General features: G+C 64.2%; 10 protein-coding genes. 3 read left to right on the top strand and 7 right to left on the bottom strand.

Going from position 1 to position 19,052, the window contains the following annotated elements; all coding sequences use genetic code 11:
* Positions 1 to 13: 13 nt before the first annotated feature.
* The 3 genes from NJ69_RS09185 to NJ69_RS09175 form a co-directional block, all read right to left on the bottom strand.
* On the bottom strand, positions 14 to 8,311 hold the full coding sequence (locus tag NJ69_RS09185) for an RHS repeat-associated core domain-containing protein (protein WP_080754737.1): 8,298 nt from the start codon (positions 8,309 to 8,311) through the stop codon (positions 14 to 16).
* A 204-nt stretch (positions 8,312 to 8,515) separates the two neighbouring features.
* On the bottom strand, positions 8,516 to 9,337 hold the full coding sequence (locus NJ69_RS09180; protein WP_039578311.1) for an aldo/keto reductase: 822 nt from the start codon (positions 9,335 to 9,337) through the stop codon (positions 8,516 to 8,518).
* Positions 9,325 to 10,230, bottom strand: coding sequence for a LysR family transcriptional regulator (locus NJ69_RS09175; RefSeq protein ID WP_039578309.1), 906 nt, complete (start codon positions 10,228 to 10,230; stop codon positions 9,325 to 9,327). Before NJ69_RS09175 ends, NJ69_RS09180 begins: the two co-directional genes overlap by 13 nt.
* A 118-nt stretch (positions 10,231 to 10,348) precedes the next feature.
* On the opposite strand from NJ69_RS09175, the gene NJ69_RS09170 reads away from it, so the two are divergent.
* From NJ69_RS09170 to NJ69_RS09160, 3 genes are all read left to right on the top strand, one after another.
* The gene (locus NJ69_RS09170) at positions 10,349 to 11,047 is read left to right on the top strand and encodes a CoA transferase subunit A (protein ID WP_029613319.1); all 699 of its coding nucleotides are present in this window, start codon (positions 10,349 to 10,351) and stop codon (positions 11,045 to 11,047) included.
* A 34-nt stretch (positions 11,048 to 11,081) separates the two neighbouring features.
* Positions 11,082 to 11,738, top strand: a complete 657-nt coding sequence (locus NJ69_RS09165) for a CoA transferase subunit B (protein WP_039578305.1) — start codon at positions 11,082 to 11,084, stop codon at positions 11,736 to 11,738.
* A gap of 105 nt (positions 11,739 to 11,843) precedes the next feature.
* On the top strand, positions 11,844 to 13,262 hold the full coding sequence (locus tag NJ69_RS09160; RefSeq protein WP_039578303.1) for a short-chain fatty acid transporter: 1,419 nt from the start codon (positions 11,844 to 11,846) through the stop codon (positions 13,260 to 13,262).
* 54 nt (positions 13,263 to 13,316) lie between these two features.
* Here NJ69_RS09160 and NJ69_RS09155 read toward each other — a convergent pair whose 3' ends face one another.
* The 4 genes from NJ69_RS09155 to NJ69_RS09140 all read right to left on the bottom strand — a co-directional run bounded on the left by NJ69_RS09155 (position 13,317) and on the right by NJ69_RS09140 (position 18,900).
* The gene (locus NJ69_RS09155; protein WP_039578301.1) at positions 13,317 to 14,444 is read right to left on the bottom strand and encodes a mechanosensitive ion channel family protein; all 1,128 of its coding nucleotides are present in this window, start codon (positions 14,442 to 14,444) and stop codon (positions 13,317 to 13,319) included.
* Between the two features lie 115 nt (positions 14,445 to 14,559).
* The gene (locus NJ69_RS09150) at positions 14,560 to 15,264 is read right to left on the bottom strand and encodes an SDR family oxidoreductase (RefSeq protein ID WP_029613315.1); all 705 of its coding nucleotides are present in this window, start codon (positions 15,262 to 15,264) and stop codon (positions 14,560 to 14,562) included.
* A gap of 109 nt (positions 15,265 to 15,373) precedes the next feature.
* A complete protein-coding gene (locus NJ69_RS09145; RefSeq protein ID WP_039578299.1) occupies positions 15,374 to 16,258 on the bottom strand; it encodes a LysR substrate-binding domain-containing protein in 885 nt (294 codons plus the stop codon).
* A complete protein-coding gene (locus NJ69_RS09140) occupies positions 16,255 to 18,900 on the bottom strand; it encodes an excinuclease ABC subunit UvrA (protein ID WP_039578296.1) in 2,646 nt (881 codons plus the stop codon). Before NJ69_RS09140 ends, NJ69_RS09145 begins: the two co-directional genes overlap by 4 nt.
* Between the last annotated feature and the right edge of the window lie 152 nt (positions 18,901 to 19,052).

Below are 19,052 nucleotides of genomic sequence, written 5' to 3'. Positions count from 1 at the left end.
ATTTCACGCCTTGTCAGGTCAGCAAGTGCCCACCGCCGCCATGCTCCCAGAGGTTCTGCTCGCTCAACGGAATGGAGAAGCGTCCCCAGGGCGTGATCGGAGTGCTGGCGTCGTTGGCGGCCATGGCAATGAAGGCTTCGATCGATCCGCGTGTGATGTACAGGTCGATCGCGTTGCCGGTGACCCACGCCCCCGTGTTCGCCAGCCGTGAGCGGGTCGCGAAGTTGTTGAGCCTGTGAGCCTGTCGCAGCCCTTTGCCATACAGGCCCATGCGAGCGTAGCGAGGGTTGGCGAGGTCCATCGACGGCACCGCTCCCAGGTAATCGATCAGCCTCAGACCGGCGGACTTGATCGTCGCTCTTGCACCCAGATGGCCGGATTCGGCAACCGGAAGGCTGCCGAGTTCCTGGGTGGCGTACGCCATGGGCGACAGTGCGGGGCGGGGCACTCGAGCACCGGGCCTGATCCGCGAGAGCGTCTGGCCCAATCGACGCGTGGAGCGCATGACGTGCTTGATAAGACTCGGCACCTTCTTGATCAGACCCAGCGCACTTTCGTAAAACGACAGCACGCCAAAGGCCAGCGACGCATAGCCCAATTTCCTCGACAGCTCGGGATTGACGTCTTCGGTCAGGACGGACGCCACCTCGAAGCCGAACGACAGCACCGCGCAGGTCGTCATCGCGACGAAGAACACTGAGGCAGCGCCGCCCGTCATCACCGAAGCGGCGATACCGACAACGGTCAACACGGCGGAGAGTGCCAGACCGCGCCAGCGTCCACCGACGGGCATGGGCTTGGTTTCGCGCAGTACCTGCGCATAGTTGCTCAGTTCCTTGTCCTGACCCCAACGGCTGAGCATGATCGCGCCACTGGGGTCGTGCAGGTTGACTGGGTCGGGGCAGTGGGCGTAGTCGTTGACGCCGCCTTCTCCGAACGGGCTCAGCCAATCGGGCTGGACATGTCGACGCAACGCGGGGTCATAGCAGCGATAGCCATTGCCGACAGGGTACTGCCCCGTCACAGGGTCGCGGCGCATGCCGTTGTAGCCGCTGACCAGGTCCGGCAGGGCCGCGCCTTCGCCAAAAGGCAACAGGGGCGCGAGTTGCAGGTCGGCGTCGCTCACCTGGCCTACGATCCCCGCTTGTGGGTCGTCGATCAGCCAGCGCACCTGGTCGTCATCGTATTGCGCCAGCCCTGGGGAAAGATGGGTGGCGCGGGTGGGTTGGCCTGTCTTGTCGTAGCGGACCAGGCCGATCAGTTCGTCGTCGTCGTAGCGCAGCTCCTGAGTGCTCTGGTCCTGCTCGTCGTATTGCGCCGCCAGCCGTTGGAGCCCGTCGTACTCGTAGCGGGCGAGCAGAGCGCCTTGATCGTCCTTGACGCTGCTGAGCTGACCGGCGGCGGTGTAGGCCAATGCCCGTTGCTGACCGTCCTTTTGCAATTGACCATTGCTGTTCCACGTCAGGGCCGTCGCCTGTTCGCCCGTCTTCACAGCCGTCAGGCGGGTGGGGTCGGACGCGGTGGCATAGGCGAAGGTTTCGGTGATGGAATCGCCCTCGAAAGGCGTGCTGACGCAGCGGGTCAGATTGTCCAGGCTGTCCCACGTGAACGCCTGGGCCTTGATCGGTACGCCATGGCGGTCCTGCGGACAGAGCTCCGCTCGGGTGGCGTCGCAGGCGTAGGTTTCCAGGCGGTCGAGCACGTCGTAGGTGAAGCGCTCGGTGCGCAGCAGTTCACCGTCCTGGTAGCTGGCCTTGCTTTCTAGCCGACCGTCGCCGCGCCAGGTCATCTGCTGGCTGAAGCAGGGCGCGCCGTTGCGCAGGAAAGTGCGCTCGGTTTCCCGGTCGAAGCTGTCGTGCTCACTGTCAACCTGCCACTGCCCGGCGCCGCTCAAGGCATGCACCTGGCGAGATTGCAGATGACCGAGTTCGTCGTAGCGGTAAAGCACGTCCTCATGCGCCTGGCAGGTGCGCAACAGGCGGCCTTCGCTGTCCGGGAACACGCGGCGCAGGCAGCCGTCGGCACGCAGGGCGGCGATTTGCTGTCCACGTAGGCTCTGCCATACAGCGCCTCTGACCGTGCCTCGGGGTGTCTTCTCGGTGGTGTTACGGCGGCCCGGAACTCGCGCATCTGCAACTACCTGCTGCCAAAGCGCAGTGCTGTCCGAATCCGCAGCGGCGCTCAGCACGGTCGAACCCTCAGCGCTGGCCTGGCTGTACAGCAGTTTGCCGTCAGCCTCGAAGCGCGAGCCCTTGGCGTCTTCTATCCGTTGGAGGCGGGTTTTGTCGGGGAGGGTCACCGAGCTCTCGTCGAACGCATACTCCCGGCTGCCGATCTTGCGTGTACTCAGCTTGCCCAGGTCGCTGAGGGATTGCGTTGCAACCAGCTTGCCATCGACGGTCAGCGTGTGGACCCGGTTGCTGAAGCCTTGGTAGGCGCGCTCGAGGGTCGTGCCGTCGGGGCGAATGACCTTGGTGACGCGGCCGAGGATGTCGCGCTCCAGCGTGTAGGTCTGTGTTTGGCCGCCAAGGGTACGGGTGTGGCTGATCACGCGGCCGTCGGTGTCGTAGTGTTCATCCACCTGCAAGTGCTGCTGGCCGGTTTCGTTGGTCCAATGCACCGCCTGCTGGAAAGACCCATCGGTTTCAGCGGTGCTGGTGGTGGTGCGTTCAGAGAGGCGGTGAGTGCCCAATAATTGTTGTTCGGTAAGTCGTACGGTAGAAGACGATTGCGTCGGCCGATGAAGTGACTTCATGCGTTCGAGTGCTCCAACTTGCGATACTTCAGTGTTGCCCAAGAGCATAAAGAGCTCGAGGATGTCCTGAATCACGGGCGTCAAGTCTATCGAGTATGCACCCAATGCCGAACGCTTACTGTCAAATCGTGCGCTAAACCACCCAACTATTTGCATATCCGTGAGTAAAGGTATGGCTGGAAATATACGGTGGAGGAGCTCACCTGCTTTGGCTCGATTGAATTCGTGGAATTCTTTGAGTAAGTTTTTTGACAGTATGTTGAGCATTGAACGGGTTCTCGATTCGAGACTCCCCTGTGAGGCGCGAAGTTTAAGTTGATCAAAGAACGTCGCGGTTCCACCGTATATAAAAATTCTTTTAACGGCTGCGAGCGGTAGAGTATTTTCACTATCCACTTCATCACTCTCGGCGTTTTCTCCGATGTTAGCGCCCGACAGCTTCAACCATCGTTGCGAATCTGCGTTGCCCAGACTCCTTGCATCCATGCGTATGGCTTGTCCTCCTGGCAGATAATCCCACGACCAGTTGACTGACGCCGAAGACAGATTCAATGCTGCATAAGAATACGCCTCCAAGGGGACGTATGCCCCTTCAGGCGCTCGGCGCCAATGCATGCACTCTGTCCGCTGCAAGCCGTCAAGATGACAAAGGCTCTGACTGCCGTCCTTATGGCTGTGCTCCACGTGTCTCCCATCGACGCTGAACACCGATGTGATGTGCTCGTCGGCCTTCTGCTTCGCAGTCCTTCCAGTGCTTCCGGCTGCCAGCCTGTAGCGAATTTCTTGAATGACACGCCCCGACGCATCGCGCGTCCAATGCGTTTCGACGCCATTCTCGACCTTTTCCAGCGTGCGCCTGCTGTACCGGGAGCGAACTTCCTTGCTCACTTGGGCCGTGCCCTCGGCCGTGGTCGCGCTGACGATCACTTGAATGCCCGGCAGGGTGGGATTATCGATGAAGGTTTGAACGTTGCTCAGCGTGATGTGCTGGCCGTCAGCGTGCGAGGTTTGTGTATTGGTGATCGACCACGCGAGCACCTTGCTCTGCTCACTGGGGGTTTTCTTGCTGGTGGGTGCCGAGGTGGACGTGCTGATCTGGTGCCACAGCACCTGCTCTCCCGTCAGTGACCACGTGGCAGTGCCATCGAGCGTATCGTCCGTCAGGGTGCCCGTCAGCCCTTCCACCAACACCACCTCGTCCAGCTCCAGATAATCGCGGCCTGCACGGGTGACTTTCCGATATCCGAACAATTTCAGCCCCTGTGGATTGCCAAAATCGTCACATTGATACTCCGCCATCAACGGCGCATTGGCGTAAGCCGGCATGAACGGACACTTCAGGGTCGGCACCGTGCTCAGGCCTTGCAGATCACTCAGCGCGATCTGGTTTTCTCCCTGGTCTGCGTAGTAGCAGTAGTGGATGGAATGCGAGCCCTTGACACGCAGACGCAGTGGATTGCCTTGAGCATTCGTCACGACAGTGGTGGCATCCACGGTCTTGCCCAGACGCGCACGCTGGGTTTTCGGCGACAGACTCAACAGTTGCTTGATGTCGCTCGTCAGTTGTTTCCGGTACTTCGTCGAATATGCCCACAGCAGTTGAAGTACCGCCGTCTTGCGTTCCAGCGGCGCGGACGTTGCCACGGCTTCGATCTGTTCACCCTGGATTCTGACGCGTATGCCTTCGATCACGTCGACCAACTCGTCTCCCCAGCCTGAGTAACGGAAGGTGGTCCGGGTGTGCTCATCACCCAGTGAAAACTCCAGCCAATGATCCTGCGCAGAGCCCGAGCCGTGGAGCAGTTGTATACGGTTGCCATACTCATCCAATCCGAATGCGTACAGGCTGTGCTGCACCGTGGCGTGGGTACCGCTGCGCACGGCGGCGATGAACAACTGATCGCTGGGGTGCTGGAAGCTGCCGGTGTAGGTATAGCGGTCGATATGGTTCTGCTGGCCACCACTGGGCAGCAGCGCATGCAAGGCCACGCGAGGCAGGGCAGGTGAGCTTTTCAGTTGGGCGTCCTGCTTGACGTACTGGACGCATTCGACGGAGCCGTCCTGTTCCTGCAGGCGGCACAGCACCCTGTCCAAGGTCGGATCGTCGTCATAGCCACAGTCCACCTGCTGCAAAACGGCGCCTTTCTGTTCACGCTTGAGCGTGCGTAATAGATAGTGTTCGAGCTCCAGTTCGACCTGGAACGCCTCGGCGCTGCCGGGCCACAGTTGCATCTTCACCTGACTGCCCACCTTGGCCTGCGGATCCAGATACTGCGCGCTGAACAACAGCGTTTCCCCGCTCTTGATGCTCATTAGCAGAAACTGACCGTCCTGGCGCTTCCATTGCAGGTCCAGCGCTTCGCCATATTGCGAGACGATACGCGAGGGCAACAGTTGCACGAACGGTCGCTCGTACAGTGCGATACGCCTGTCCAGTTCTCGGGTATTGCCATGGTTGGCCCAGGCCTTCTCCGCCTCGCTGTAATCAATGGCCGCCGCGATACCATAGCCCGGCGGGCTGAGTACCAACAATATCCACTGTGTCCAGTGATCAGGTACGTGTGGAAATTCGGGCTTGCTCTTTTTCTTGATCGCCTTGAGCGCCTTGAGCACCTTCTGGCGGAAGGCGTCATTGGGTTCGATCTCGTCACTGCCGGGCGCGGAAGGCTTGCTCAGGATTTCCTGGGCACCGGTCGGGTACTCGACGATGAAGGTGCTGTAGTCCTGGTTGCAGCTCACTCGGCAGGACGGTGTCTTGATGGCTTGACCTTTGCCCAACAGTGCCCATTGGTCGTCGCTGAGCATCACCGGCGTGCCATTGGCGAGCGTGAGCAGGCGGTGATCGTTCTCCTGCACGGAACTGGTGACGATGCGGGAGAAGCGCCAGGCCCAGCCATCGCCCAGGCCCGCCTCGTTGCCGCGCAGCGCCGAGTAATGCAGTGTCAGGTCGCACACCGGCCCCAGCCCATGCATGCCTTGCAGCGTGGCGATCGGGTAATGGGCATGGAACAGGCCGCTGCGCTCATCCACGCCCGTGCGGTCGTGATGGCTGGTGTCGAAGACTTCGGAGTGGTTGGTGTTGCCATAGTCTTCGCAGAGGAAGCTGATTTCCTCATACGCCCGCATGGCCGCCGGTGGTGTGAACTCCACGGCCTGTACGGCGTGCCAGAAGTGCCTGGGGTGCAGTGCGCCGATATGGCCCACGGTGAGTGCCTTGGCATCGCGAGCGCTTTGCGGATAGGTCAGGTGCAGGTCGTAGACGCCATCATCGATCGGCCCTGCCCAGATGACCCTGGTATCGGTCACTTCCACCGGCCACTGCGGGTGCTCACAGGGACGGGGCACGCAGGCCGCCACTCGATACCCCTTGTCATGGGCCGCCTGGTTCAGGCGAAATTCCAACTCTCCATTCAACGACTGCACCTCGATCTGCACGGTGCCTTCGCCTGCCTGGACCTTGAACTCGGCCTTTTCGGTCGGCAGGCGCCCAGGCCAGTCGTCGGTCTCGAGCAGGTACTTGACGTAGTCGCCGTCGCTCCAGGTTTCGCCGTCGCCGACGTTCTCCACGAGCACCTGCAGTTCGCTGAAGCGGGGCACGCTCAGCGCTTCGGCGCTGGTCCCCACCTGCAATTCCGGCCAGGCCTGCGCCTTGAGAAAGTCGGCCAAGGCCTGGAGCCAGCCCGCACGGTCATCGAGCTTGACGCCGTCCTGAGGCTTGAACAGCGCCTGGTGCAGCAATTTGCGGCTGAACGGATGGCGGACGGTGACCAGCACGGCATGTTGGGGGTCGTTCTTCCAGGCCGAGTCCAGGGTAGGGCCCGCCTGGCGCCCGGCCGCGTCGGGCAGGGTGGTGAAGATGCGCAGCGCATCGCCGCGTTGCCACAGGTACAGTTTGTCGGTCTCATCGACCCGGCCCGCGTCGGGGTCGTGCGTCGCTACCCGCAGATAGGGCGACACAGGCGAGGCGTTCAGGTCGGTGAGCCAATCGCCGAGCCACTTGCCCGAGGCGCACTGGTCGCTGCGGGGTGTCCATTGGTGGTGAGCGAGCAGGCGATGGGAAAACTCATCGTAGACCCAAGCCTGCACGGGCTGACCCTGCTCGAGCGTCAGCCCGTCATCGATCGCCTGGCTCTGCCACCAGCGGGCCTGGGTGAGGGTGACGCACAGCTCGGCGCATTGAGGGACCCAGAACGCGTTGCCAGCCTCGGCAGGCGTCACGCGGCAGCCTTCGAGCACACCCCCCCGCAGCAGACGACTGTCATGGTTGATCTGTTCGCACAAGGCCTTGGCCCAATGACTGCCGGCCTGGGTAGTCGTAGGCGTGAAGAAATGCTGCTCGTACAGGGCTTGGCAGGTGAGGTCGCGCACTTGCAGGCACAGCGTTTCGCCTGCTTCCGGCTTGAAGGTGCCGTCGCAGGCCAGTGCCTGCACCAGGTTGGCGGCGAAGGGGGCATTGCTGAAGGCACGGTAGCGGGCCGGACTCCAGAGCCGCAGGGGCTCGACATTGGTGGAGAAACCGTTGTCGGCGTTCCAGGCGCCCACGGTCATGGGTTCGCCGGCGGCTACCACGTGGTCGGCAAACGCCTTGGGCCAGTGCTTGGCCGAGCAGGCGTCCTTAGGTACCGGGTAATCGATTCGGCGGATATCGCCATCGAGCCTGTCGATGAGAAAGGCCGTCAGCACCTCGCCTTCGGCCAGTGCGCGCCCGGCTTTGAGGGTGCTGCTGGAGGTCCAGCCACCCTCGATGCTGCCCACCCGTTCGAGCGAGAAATCAGTCATGTCGGGGAGCGCGCCATCAGCTTCGGTCGAGATCAGATAGGGTTCGGTCACTGCTCGACGCACCCTTGAACGCGTCTTCGTCGGCGTCGCGTGCGCGGCCTTGTGTTCGATCGCGAAGCGCCCGTTTTCAGTGGCGGTGACCGCCCATTCGCTTTCGACATGAAACTCACCCAGCACTCTTTTCAGAAGCGCCTGGTGTGCCGCCAGGTCGGCGTGGTAGTCCGGTACGGGCTGGGAGGGCGGTACGAAGCAAAAGATATGGTCGACATAGCCCCATGGCAACGACACGTTGTTGCGTTGTTGCGCGATGGCCTTGCGAATCAGGCGTGATTGCGCATGGGGGGCAAGCGTGTCGAGATTTCCATCTGCCAACCAGGTGAACTCGCCCAGGGCATAATTGCGTGCGAACGTCCCATAGTTGAGATCGATACCGAAGTTCGATTGCGAGGGGCGTTGCATCATCAGGACTGGGCCAGGCAGTTCGTACAGGGTTTCTCCACTGTTGCGATCGACCAATATCCAACCTTCTTTCAGCAGCGAAGCGAATGCCAGAACACGTTGTATGCGTCGCTCCTTGAGTTGCACGATGTCCTTGACGTCTGTCCACTTCATAGGGTGCTGCTTGCCGGTGCTTTGGTCGAGCAGCGTGATGCCATTATCGTCCGCCTTTACCCAAAGGTACTGTTGGCCATTGACCGTCACCTCGTCGTCCTTCGCGAAATAAGGCGCGACGGTGCTGCGGATGTACATTCCCTGGGTTACCGTTGATTTGGTCATGCGCGTAGCCTCAATGGACGGGCCAATGCCCTTGGATCATCTTGGCTATTGGAGAGCCCGCTCCGACCACTGACAACTGACAGATTTATCAGGCGCTCTCTGCGCCTGGCCCTCAGCCTCACGAAGGACCAAGACCAGGGCTGCGGGCAGAGGCGCGGCCCAAAGCAATGCGGCTGCGCTCGCCCGATCATCGCGCGCGCGGGTTCACTGCATGGCCAGGCGCTGCTTGCCTCTGGGCGGGGCGAAGGCCTGGTCGATCTCGCGCAGGTCGGCGTCGCTCAGCCGCAACTGCCCGGCCTCGGCATTGAGCCGCACATGCTCGGGGTTCACCGCCTTGGGAATGGCGATCACACCGTCCTGGCGGATCACCCAAGCCAGGCTCACTTGGGCCGGGGTGGCGCCGTGGCGCTCGGCGATCGTTAGCAGCACTGGATGACGCAGCAACCTCCCGCCCTGGGCCAGCGGGCAGTAGGCCATGGTCGGCAGATGCCGCGCTTGGCTCCAGGGCAACAGGTCGAACTCGATGCCGCGCTCGGCCGGGTTGTACAGCACCTGGTTCACCGCGCAGCGCTCGTCGTCCAGTGCCTGAAGGTCGTCGACATCGAAGTTGGAAACGCCCCAGCGGCGGATCTTGCCTTCGTCGATCAGGCGCTCGAAGGCTTCGACGGTTTCCGCAAGCGGATACTGGCCGCGCCAGTGCAGCAGGTACAGGTCGATGCAGTCGGTGCCCAGTCGGCGCAGGCTGCGTTCGCAGGCCTGGGGAATGCCGCGACGGCTGGCATTGTGCGGATACACCTTGCTGACCAGGAACACCTGGTCGCGGCGCCCGGCAATGGCGGCGCCGACCACCTGTTCGGCACCGCCCTCGGCGTACATTTCGGCGGTGTCGATCAGTGTCATGCCCAAGTCGATGCCCTGTTGCAGGGCCGCTACTTCGGCGGCCCGCGACGCGGCGGACTCGCCCATGTACCAGGTGCCTTGGCCAATGGCCGGCACGTCGTGTCCTGCCAGTTTCACGTGATGCATGTCACCTCCGGGGGATGAGTATGGCTGAGCAGCACATCGAGCAGGGCCTGTGCTGCGGTAGACAGCTTATGGTCGCTCAAGGCGATGACGCCGATGCGCCGCTCCACGGTCGGTTCCACCAGGGCCACGCAGCGTGCACCCAGCTCCTGCATCTGGGTGATGCACAGCGCCGGGACCGCGCTCACGCCCAGGCCCGCGGCAACCATGCGCCCGACCGTCGACAGTTGATGACTCTCGAAGGCTACGGTCAGTCGTCCATGCTCGGCCGCCAGGTGCTGTTCGAGCAGCAGACGCACCGCCGAGGGGCGCTGCAGGGCGATGAAGTCCTCGGCCAACAGCGCCTCCCAGCTCACTTCGCTCTGCTCGGCCAGCGCTGAGTCGGCGGGCACCACCGCGACGAAACGGTCCAGGTACAGGGCATGGAACTGCAACGCCTCGCTGCGCTCCGGCTCGAAGCCGATGCCCAGTTCGACGCGCCGGTGGCGCACCAGTTCAAGTACCTGTTCGTTGATCACGTCATGCACCGTGACATTCACCTTCGGGTAGCGCTGGCGAAACACCTTCAGCGACTGCGGCAGCAGGTTGCCGGCAAAGGCCGGCATCGCCGCCACCGACACCCGCCCCAGTTGCAAGGTGAAGCGCTGGCGCAGCAACTCTTCGGTGTCGTCCCAGTCGCCGAGCAGGCGCCGCGCCAGCGGCAGCAGCACCTCGCCCTCGGCGGTCAGGCTGACGCTGCGCGTGGTGCGGGTGAGCAGGGCGCCGCCGAGATTGTCCTCCAGCGCCTTGATGGTCAGGCTCAGGGCCGGCTGGGAGATGTGCAGGTGCTCGCCGGCCTGGGCGAAGCTCTGGTACTTGGCCACGGTGACGAAAGCGCGCAGTTGTTTGACATTCATGGCAATCGCCTGTTGTTTTGCAAAATTTATCAATCGATGACGAAAACAAAATTAACAAATCAGTCGCCAGCGGTGAAGATGGCTGCACTCGCTCCAATAACGATAAAGGCGGATCAGCATGGCCGGACTGGACAAGCGCGTAGCAACCTATGAACAAGCCCTCGAAGGCCTCACCGACGACATGACGGTGCTGGCGGGGGGCTTCGGCCTGTGCGGCATTCCCGAGAACCTGATCGCCGAGATCAAGCGGCGTGGGGTCAAGGGCCTGACCGTGGTCTCCAACAACTGCGGCGTCGATGGCTTCGGTCTCGGCGTGCTGCTCGAAGACCGACAGATCCGCAAGATGATTGCCTCCTACGTGGGCGAAAACGCCGAGTTCGAGCGTCAGTTGCTCAGCGGCGAACTGGAGGTGGAACTGACGCCCCAGGGCACCCTGGCCGAGAAGATGCGCGCCGGCGGCGCAGGCATTCCGGCGTTCTTCACCGCCACCGGCTACGGCACGCCGGTGGCCGAAGGCAAGGAGGTGCGCGAGTTCGAGGGTCGCCACTACATCCTGGAGCGCGCCATCACCGGCGACTTCGCCATCGTCAAGGGCTGGAAGGCCGACCACTACGGCAACGTGGTGTACCGCCATACCGCGCAGAACTTCAACCCACTGGCCGCCACGGCCGGGCGCATCACCGTGGTCGAGGTCGAGGAGATCGTCGAGCCCGGCGTGCTGCTGCCCAGCGAAATCCACACCCCGGGCATCTTCGTCGACCGGGTCATCGTCGGCACCTTCGAAAAACGCATCGAGAAGCGCACCGTCAAGGCCTGAGCGCCGCCCACAGAACAACAAAGAGATCCAGACCATGGCATTGACCCGCGAACAGATGGCTCAACGTGTCGCCCGTGAACTGAAGGATGGCTACTACGTCAACCTGGGCATCGGCATCCCGACTTTGGTGGCCAACTACGTACCGGCCGACATGGACGTGATGCTGCAATCGGAGAATGGCCTGCTGGGCATGGGCGAGTTTCCCAGCGAGAGCACGGTCGACGCCGACATGATCAACGCCGGCAAGCAGACCGTCACCGCCCGCGTCGGCGCCTCGATCTTCGATTCGGCGCAGTCCTTCGCCATGATTCGGGGCGGCCATGTCGACCTCACGGTACTGGGCGCCTTCGAGGTGGACGTGGAGGGCAACATCGCCTCCTGGATGATTCCCGGCAAGTTGGTCAAGGGCATGGGCGGTGCCATGGACCTGGTGGCCGGGGCCGAGAACATCATCGTCACCATGACCCACGCGTCCAAGGACGGCGAATCCAAATTGCTGTCACGCTGCAGCCTGCCGCTGACCGGCGCTGGCTGTATCCGCAAGGTACTCACCGACCTGGCTTATCTGGAGATCGACAACGGCGCCTTCATCCTGCGCGAAACCGCGCCGGGGGTGAGTGTCCAGGAGATCGTCGACAAGACCGCTGGAAGACTGATCGTGCCGGACGATGTGAAAGAAATGACCTTCTAAGACTGTGCTTCGCCCCCTGCGGTCGCAGCGTGATTCGCGGCCGCAGGGGGCTGTGTCGTTTTCAGAACGACCTCCACCAATAAAACCAAAAAAGGAAAACACCCCGTGGCCGCTGAAATTCAAGACAGCCGCTCTGCTCGATTCGCCCTGCGTTGCTCCAACTGGGCCGAACGCTGGTTCCCCGACTCCTGGGTGTTCGCTGCCCTGGCGGTGATGCTCGTCTGCCTGGGCGCGCTGGCCATGGGGGCCAAACCCACGGCCACCGCCAAGGCCTTCGGCGACGGCTTCTGGAGCCTGATCCCCTTCACCATGCAGATGGCCTTCGTGGTGATCGGCGGCTACGTGGTCGCCAGTTCTCCACCGGCCGCGCGGCTCATCGACCGCTTGGCCCGACTGCCGAAGAACGGCCGGTCGGCGGTGTGCTGGGTGGCGTTGATTTCGATGCTCGCTTCCTTGCTCAACTGGGGCCTGTCGCTGGTGTTCGGCGGTCTGCTGGTGCGCGCCCTGGCACGTCGCCAGGACTTGAAGATGGATTATCGCGCTGCAGGCGCTGCCGCGTACCTGGGCTTGGGCGCGGTGTGGGCGCTGGGGCTGTCGTCGTCGGCGGCGCAGTTGCAGGCCAACCCGGCCAGCCTGCCACCGTCGATCCTGTCCATCACCGGGGTGATTCCGTTCACCGAGACCATTTTCCTCTGGCAGTCCGGCGTCATGCTGGCGGCGCTGGTGATCGTCTCGCTGGTGATTGCCTACGCGACCGCACCGGGCCCCAGCAGCGCCCGCAGCGCCCAGGAGTGTGGCGTCGACCCCAGCTTCACCGCGCCGCCGCCGGCCCAGCGCACGCGTCCGGGCGAGTGGCTGGAGCACAGCCCGATCCTGATCCTGCTGCTGGTGGCCCTGGCGGCCGGCTGGCTGTACCAGGAGTTCGCCACCAAGCCTGCGATCACCGCCATTTCCGGGCTCAACACCTACAACCTGCTGTTCATCATGCTCGGGGCCTTGCTGCACTGGCGTCCGCGCAGTTTCCTCGATGCCGTGGCCCGCGCCGTGCCGACCACCACCGGGGTGCTGATCCAGTTCCCGCTGTACGGTTCGATCGCCGCCATCCTCACCCAGGTGCAGGGCGCCGACGCCCAGACCCTGGCGCATCACATCTCGGTATTCTTCACCCAGATCGCCACCCACGACACCTATGCCTTGCTGATGGGTGTGTACTCCGCGGTGCTGGGCTTCTTCATCCCCTCCGGCGGCGGCAAGTGGATCATCGAAGCACCCTACGTGATGCTGGTCGCCAATGACCTGCAGTACCACCTGGGTTGGGCGGTGCAGATCTACAACGCCGCCGAGGCGCTGCCGAACCTGATCAACCCGTTCTACATGCTGCCGCTGTTGGGCGTGCTGGGGCTCAAGGCGCGTGACCTGATCGGCTTTTCCTTCGTGCAACTGCTGGTGCACGTGCCGCTGGTGCTGGTGCTGCTGTGGGCGCTGGGCAGTACCTTGCAGTACGTTCCGCCCGTGATGCCCTGACCTGCTGCAGGCGATGCAGGTTAGCCTGCATCGCCTGCCCAATGGTTGCGCTGCTTAGCCTCTTGAGTCGTGCTCGGTCCGCCCCCTGACCGCCGTCAGCTGGTTGGACGCCTCCGGCAATCCGGTGACCTTGATCGAGCGCGCGCCTACGGCGAACTTGGCGCCCACCTTGGAGAAGCGCTCGAGCAACTGGAAGTTGATCGCCTGCTGGATGTCCATGTACAGGTTGTAGCCAGGGTCCAGCACGATGTAGACCGCTTCGAACTCCAGCGCTTCCTTGCCGAAGCCGCGCAGGTGGGCGCGGTCGAAGCGCACCTGGCTCTGCGCCTTGATCGACTCCTCGACGATGGCCGGGGCCTTCTTCACCGCTTCGGTGGGCGTGTCGTAGGACAGCCCGAACTCGAAGACAATGCGCCGCTCCTGCAAGCGCTTGTAGTTCTGAATGGTGCTGCTGATCATGCCGGCGTTGGCCATGACGATCTGCTCGCCGCCCAGGCTGCGAATGCGCGTGGTCTTCAGGCCGATGTTCTCCACCGTGCCGGCCAGCGAGCCGATGACGATGAAGTCGCCGACCTCGAAGGGTTTGTCCACGGCGATCGACAGCGAGGCGAACAGGTCGCCCAGCACGTTTTGCACCGCCAGCGCCACGGCGATACCGCCCACGCCGAGGCTGGCGACGAAGGCGGTGATGTTCACGCCCAGGTTCGACAGCATCGCCAACAGCACCACCGACCACAACAACACCCGCGCGCCCCAGCCCGACAGAGTGGCCAGGGCGCTGCCACGGTAGGCGCCAGTGGTGTCGTGGCGGGCGAAATAGCGGCCCAGGCCGATGGCGATGGCGCGGTTGGCCCACAGGCCGATCTGCAGCGCCGCGACCACGAACCACAGGCTGCCGACCCGGTCCAGCCAACGTTCGGGCAAGTCCAGCACGCCCAGGCCGACCAGCAGCGACGCGAGCATCAGCAGTGCGTTGCTGGTGCCTTCGAGCACTTCGGTGACCAGCCGCGCGAACTGGCTTTCATGGCTGGACCATTGATGGGCGCGGCGCTTGAGGAAACTCAGCGCCCAGCGGGTGAACAGGAAGGTAGCCACCGTGACGGCCAGCGCCAGCAGCAGGTTGAGGATGGAGATGCCGAATACCGTGGTGGTGGTCAGCAACTGCAGCAATCGTTCGTCCATCGGGTCTCCCTCCGAGGTAAAGAAAAAACAGACCGTGCCGTGAAGGCACAGTCTGTTTAGAAGGGTGCTTGCCTCGAGGGTTTAACTGGATTTGCCATCGATTGCCCTGGCGGCTTCACACGCTGCGGGTCAGCCCGCCATCGACGCGCAGGTTCTGCCCGGTGATGTAGGCGGCGCCGTCGCTGGCCAGGAAGGCGATGGTGGCGGCGATTTCCTCGGCTGTGCCGTAGCGCTTGAGCGGCACGCTGTCGCGGCGCTGGTCGGTGCCGGGCAGGCTGTCGATCCAGCCTGGCAGCACGTTGTTCATGCGCAGGTTGTGCGCAGCGTAGGTGTCGGCGAAGACCTTGGTGAAGGCCGCCAGCCCTGCGCGGAACACCGCCGAAGTGGGAAACAGGTCGCTGGGTTCGAAGGCCCAGGCGCTGGAGATGTTGATGATTGCGCCGCCGCCTTGCGCCTGCAGGGTCGGCGTCACCAGGCGGGTAGGGCGGATGACATTGAGCAGGTAGGTGTCCAGCCCCTGATGCCAGTCGTCGTCACTGATCGCCAGGATCGGCGCGCGTGGGCCGTGACCGGCGCTGTTGACCAGCACATCGATGCGCCCCCAGCGCTGCAACACGGCATCGACCAGGCGCTGCAGGTCGTCGTTGCTCTGGTTGCTGCCGGTGATTCCGATACCGCCGAGCGCGTGGGCCAGGGCCTCGCCTTTGCCCGAGGATGACAGGATCGCCACCTTGAAGCCGTCGCTGGCCAGACGACGTGCCGCTGCAGCGCCCATGCCACTGCCGCCTGCGGTGATGATCGCTACTTTTTCTACTGACATGCAGCCTCCGTGGGTGCGTTGATCGAATCGACGAATGCCAGGTTAGCAAGGCCTTTCAGTCGCCAGACAGGCAGCGGTCAGCGGCTGACTCAGTAGAAAAACTATCTCCTCAGGCGTCCCCGATCTGGCGCCGCAACCAGTGGCGCACGGCGCCCAGCGCTGTCGGCGCGCCGTCCTTGCGCGGCCAGACCAGATACAAATGCTTGTCCATGGGTAGCGCCTGTTCGAATACCTGCACCAGCCGCCCGGCGTGCAGGTCGTCCTTGACGAACAGTTCGCTGGACAGTGCCAGGCCTTGTCCGGCCAGGGCGGCTTCGATGGCCAAAGCGGTCTGGTTGAAGCGCAGGTTGCGCGGCATGGGCTGCGTCGGCTGGCCGAACAACTGCGCGATGTAGGTCGGCCACAGGTTATGCGCATCGTGCAGCAGCACAAACGGCTGCAACTGTTCGGCACTTCGCGGCGTACCCTGCTGGGCGAGCAGGGCGGGGCTGGCCACGGCCACCATCCGCTGCTCGGTCAGCAGCTCGGCGTTCAGCCCGGGGCCGAAGGGCGGTCGACCGTAGCGCACCGCCAGGTCCACGCCATCGGCCTGGAAACGTGACAGACGTTCGCTGGCCAATACGCGCAGGTCGATGTCAAGGTGGGCCTGGGTGAACGAACCCAGGCGCGGGATGAGCCAGCGCGAGGCGAAGGTGGGCGTGACGCTGACGGTCAGGTGACGGTCGTCCGGGCGCAGCGCGGCGGTCGCCTCACCGATCAACGCCAGGGCGCTGCGGATGCTGTGGCTGTAGGCCAGCCCGCCCTCGGTGAGGCGCAGCCCGCGTGGCAGGCGCTCGAACAGACGCGCTCCGAGATGCGCTTCCAGCCCACGGATCTGCTGGGCGACGGCTGCTTGGGTGACCTCCAGCTCGTCGGCCGCCAGGCGGAAGTTGAGGTGGCGGGCGACCACTTCGAAAACGCGCAGGGCGTTGAGCGGCGGCAGCGGGCTGCTCATCGCCGCGCCTCCCCATCGGTCAGTGCTCGCGCCAGGAAGGGCGCGGTGCGGCTGTCGGCGCAGGACGCCACCTCACGCGGCGCACCGCAGGCCACGATCTGCCCGCCTGCCGTGCCGGCGCCTGGCCCGATGTCGATCACCCAGTCGCTTTGCGCCACCACGCGCATGTCATGCTCCACCACCACGACGGTATGGCCCTGATCGACCAGGCGATTCAACTGCACCAGCAGCCGGTCGACATCCTGCGGGTGCAGGCCATTGGTGGGCTCGTCCAGCACGTACAGCGTCGCCCCACGGGCACTGCGCTGCAGTTCGGTGGCCAGCTTGATGCGCTGCGCCTCGCCGCCGGAGAGCTCGGTGGCCGGCTGGCCCAGACGCAGGTAGCCCAGGCCGATGTCGGCCAGCACTTGAAGGCTGCGGCGTGGCGCGGGGTGTTCGGCGAACACGTCCAGCGCCTGATCGACGGTGAGCTGCAGCACCTGGGCGATGTTCAGGCCTTGCCAGGTGACGGCCAGGGTAGGCGGGTTGTAGCGCGCGCCATGGCACGTGGGGCAGGGCGCGTAGACGCTGGGCATGAACAGCAGCTCGACGCTGACGAAACCTTCGCCCTCGCAGGTCTCGCAGCGGCCCTTGGCGACGTTGAAGGAGAAACGTCCGGCATCGAACCCGGCGGCCTGAGCCTGCTCGGTGGCGGCGAACAGCTTGCGCACGTGATCGAACAGGCCGGTGTAGGTGGCCAGGTTCGAGCGCGGGGTGCGGCCGATAGGTTTCTGGTCCACCTGCACCAGGCGCTTGAGCTGCTCGAGACCGGCGCTGATGTGCCCGCTGCTGGGCGGTTCGGGTTCGTCTTCCAGGCTCTGCTCCTGGGGCTCATCGGCCCCCGCCTGCTGACCCAGATGGGCGCCTACCAGCTCCAGCAGGGCTTGGCTGACCAGGCTCGACTTGCCGGAACCGGAGATGCCGGTGACGGCGCTGAAACAGCCGAGCGGGAAGCGCGCGTCGAGCTGGTGGAGGTTGTTGCGGCTGATGCCTTCCAGGCACAGCCATTGCCGTGCAGGCCGAGGTGCGCGCTGGCTGGGCGTCGGGTCGGCGAACAGGTAGGCGCCGGTGCGCGAGTCGGCCACCTCGGCCAACCCCGCCGGCGGGCCGCTGTAGAGGATGCGTCCACCGTGCTCCCCTGCGGCCGGGCCGACGTCCACCAGCCAGTCGGCGCGGCGCAGGGTGTCCAGGTCGTGTTCGACCACGAACACCGAGTTGCCCGCCTGTTTCAAGCGTTGCAGCGCATCGAACAGCGCCTCGCTGTCGGCGGGATGCAGGCCGGCGGAGGGTTCGTCGAGCACGTAGATCACGCCGAATAGCTGCGAGTTGAGCTGGGTGGCCAGGCGCAGGCGCTGCAGCTCGCCCGATGACAGCGTCGGGGTGCTGCGCTCCAGCGCCAGGTAGCCCAGGCCGAGGTCGAGCAGGGTGTCGATGCGCGCCAGCAGTTCACTGGCGATGCGTTGCGCGGCCAAGCGCTTTTCCAGAGATAGATTGGGCGTGTGGCGCACGTCCTGGCCGCCGGCATGCGGGGGCTCGCCACGTGCGACACGCTGCTCGCGGGCACTGCGGGTCTGCGCGTGACTGAGCGTCTCGCCTCCCTCGTCGCGGCGTTGCAGGTAGCTGGGCGCGGCGACGTCGCGCAACACCTGGGCCAAGTCCTGCAGGGGCAGGCGCGACAGCTCGGCGATGTCCAGCCCGGCGAAGGTCACGCTCAAGGCTTCGTGCTTGAGGCGCCTGCCGGCGCACGCTGGGCACGGGCTGGGGCGCATGTACTGGGCCACGCGCTTGCGCATCTGTGCGCTCTGCGAGTGCATGAAGGTGTGCAGTACGTAGCGGCGGGCTCCGCTGAAGGTGCCTTGGTAGCTCGGCTCGAGCTGCTTCTGTAGCGCTGCGCGGGTCTGTGCCGGGGTGTGGCCCGCGTAGACCGGCACGGTGGGCGTTTCATCGGTGAACAGGATCCAGTCGCGCTGTTCCTGGGGCAGGTCGCGCCAGGGCACATCGACGTCATAGCCCAGGGTGACGAGAATGTCGCGCAGGTTCTGGCCCTGCCAAGCCATGGGCCAGGCGGCCACGGCGCGTTCGCGGATGGTCAGCGAAGGGTCGGGCACCAAGGTGGCCTCGGTCACTTCGAACACTCGGCCGATGCCATGGCATTGCGGGCAGGCGCCTTGCGGCGTGTTGGGCGAAAAATCCTCGGCGTACAGCATCGGCTGCCCTGGCGGGTAACTGCCGGCGCGCGAGTAGAGCATGCGGATCGAACTCGACAGGGTGGTGACACTACCCACCGACGACCGTGCGCTTGGCGTGCCGCGCTGCTGCTGCAAGGCGACCGCCGGGGGCAGGCCTTCGATCGAATCGACGTCGGGCACGCCGACCTGGTCGATCAGGCGCCTCGCATAGGGCGCCACCGACTCGAAATAGCGGCGCTGCGCCTCGGCATACAGGGTCGAGAATGCCAGCGACGACTTGCCCGAGCCGGACACGCCGCTGAACACCACCAGGGCATCGCGGGGCACATCGACGTCGATGTTCTTGAGGTTGTGTTCGCGCGCGCCACGGACGCGGACGAAGCCCTGTGCGGCGGGCGGGGAAGTCTTGGGCATGGGCGTTCCTTGTCGACGTGCGGAGGCTATTTCAGCTCATTATCTGGGTCCAGACAAAGCCTAGGACAAGCGCGAGGCGTGGCAGGTCCATGCAGTTGCCCTGTATCAAGCGCGGCGCGCTCGCGGCAGCTACAGTACGGGATGTCGATACC

This window comes from Pseudomonas parafulva (assembly GCF_000800255.1).
Lineage (GTDB): Bacteria > Pseudomonadota > Gammaproteobacteria > Pseudomonadales > Pseudomonadaceae > Aquipseudomonas > Aquipseudomonas boreofloridensis.
The sequence above is the reverse complement of the archived record's forward strand: the minus strand, read 5'-3'. Positions and strand labels throughout refer to the sequence as shown.

Bases quoted from the DNA above. Each gene is read 5' to 3' on its own strand.
- NJ69_RS09185 (WP_080754737.1), bottom strand. From the start codon at position 8,311: ATGACCAAATCAACGGTAACCCAGGGAATGTACATCCGCAGCACCGTC.
- NJ69_RS09180 (WP_039578311.1), bottom strand. From the start codon at position 9,337: ATGCATCACGTGAAACTGGCAGGACACGACGTGCCGGCCATTGGCCAA.
- NJ69_RS09175 (WP_039578309.1), bottom strand. From the start codon at position 10,230: ATGAATGTCAAACAACTGCGCGCTTTCGTCACCGTGGCCAAGTACCAG.
- NJ69_RS09170 (WP_029613319.1), top strand. From the start codon at position 10,349: ATGGCCGGACTGGACAAGCGCGTAGCAACCTATGAACAAGCCCTCGAA.
- NJ69_RS09165 (WP_039578305.1), top strand. From the start codon at position 11,082: ATGGCATTGACCCGCGAACAGATGGCTCAACGTGTCGCCCGTGAACTG.
- NJ69_RS09155 (WP_039578301.1), bottom strand. From the start codon at position 14,444: ATGGACGAACGATTGCTGCAGTTGCTGACCACCACCACGGTATTCGGC.
- NJ69_RS09150 (WP_029613315.1), bottom strand. From the start codon at position 15,264: ATGTCAGTAGAAAAAGTAGCGATCATCACCGCAGGCGGCAGTGGCATG.
- NJ69_RS09145 (WP_039578299.1), bottom strand. From the start codon at position 16,258: ATGAGCAGCCCGCTGCCGCCGCTCAACGCCCTGCGCGTTTTCGAAGTG.
- NJ69_RS09140 (WP_039578296.1), bottom strand. From the start codon at position 18,900: ATGCCCAAGACTTCCCCGCCCGCCGCACAGGGCTTCGTCCGCGTCCGT.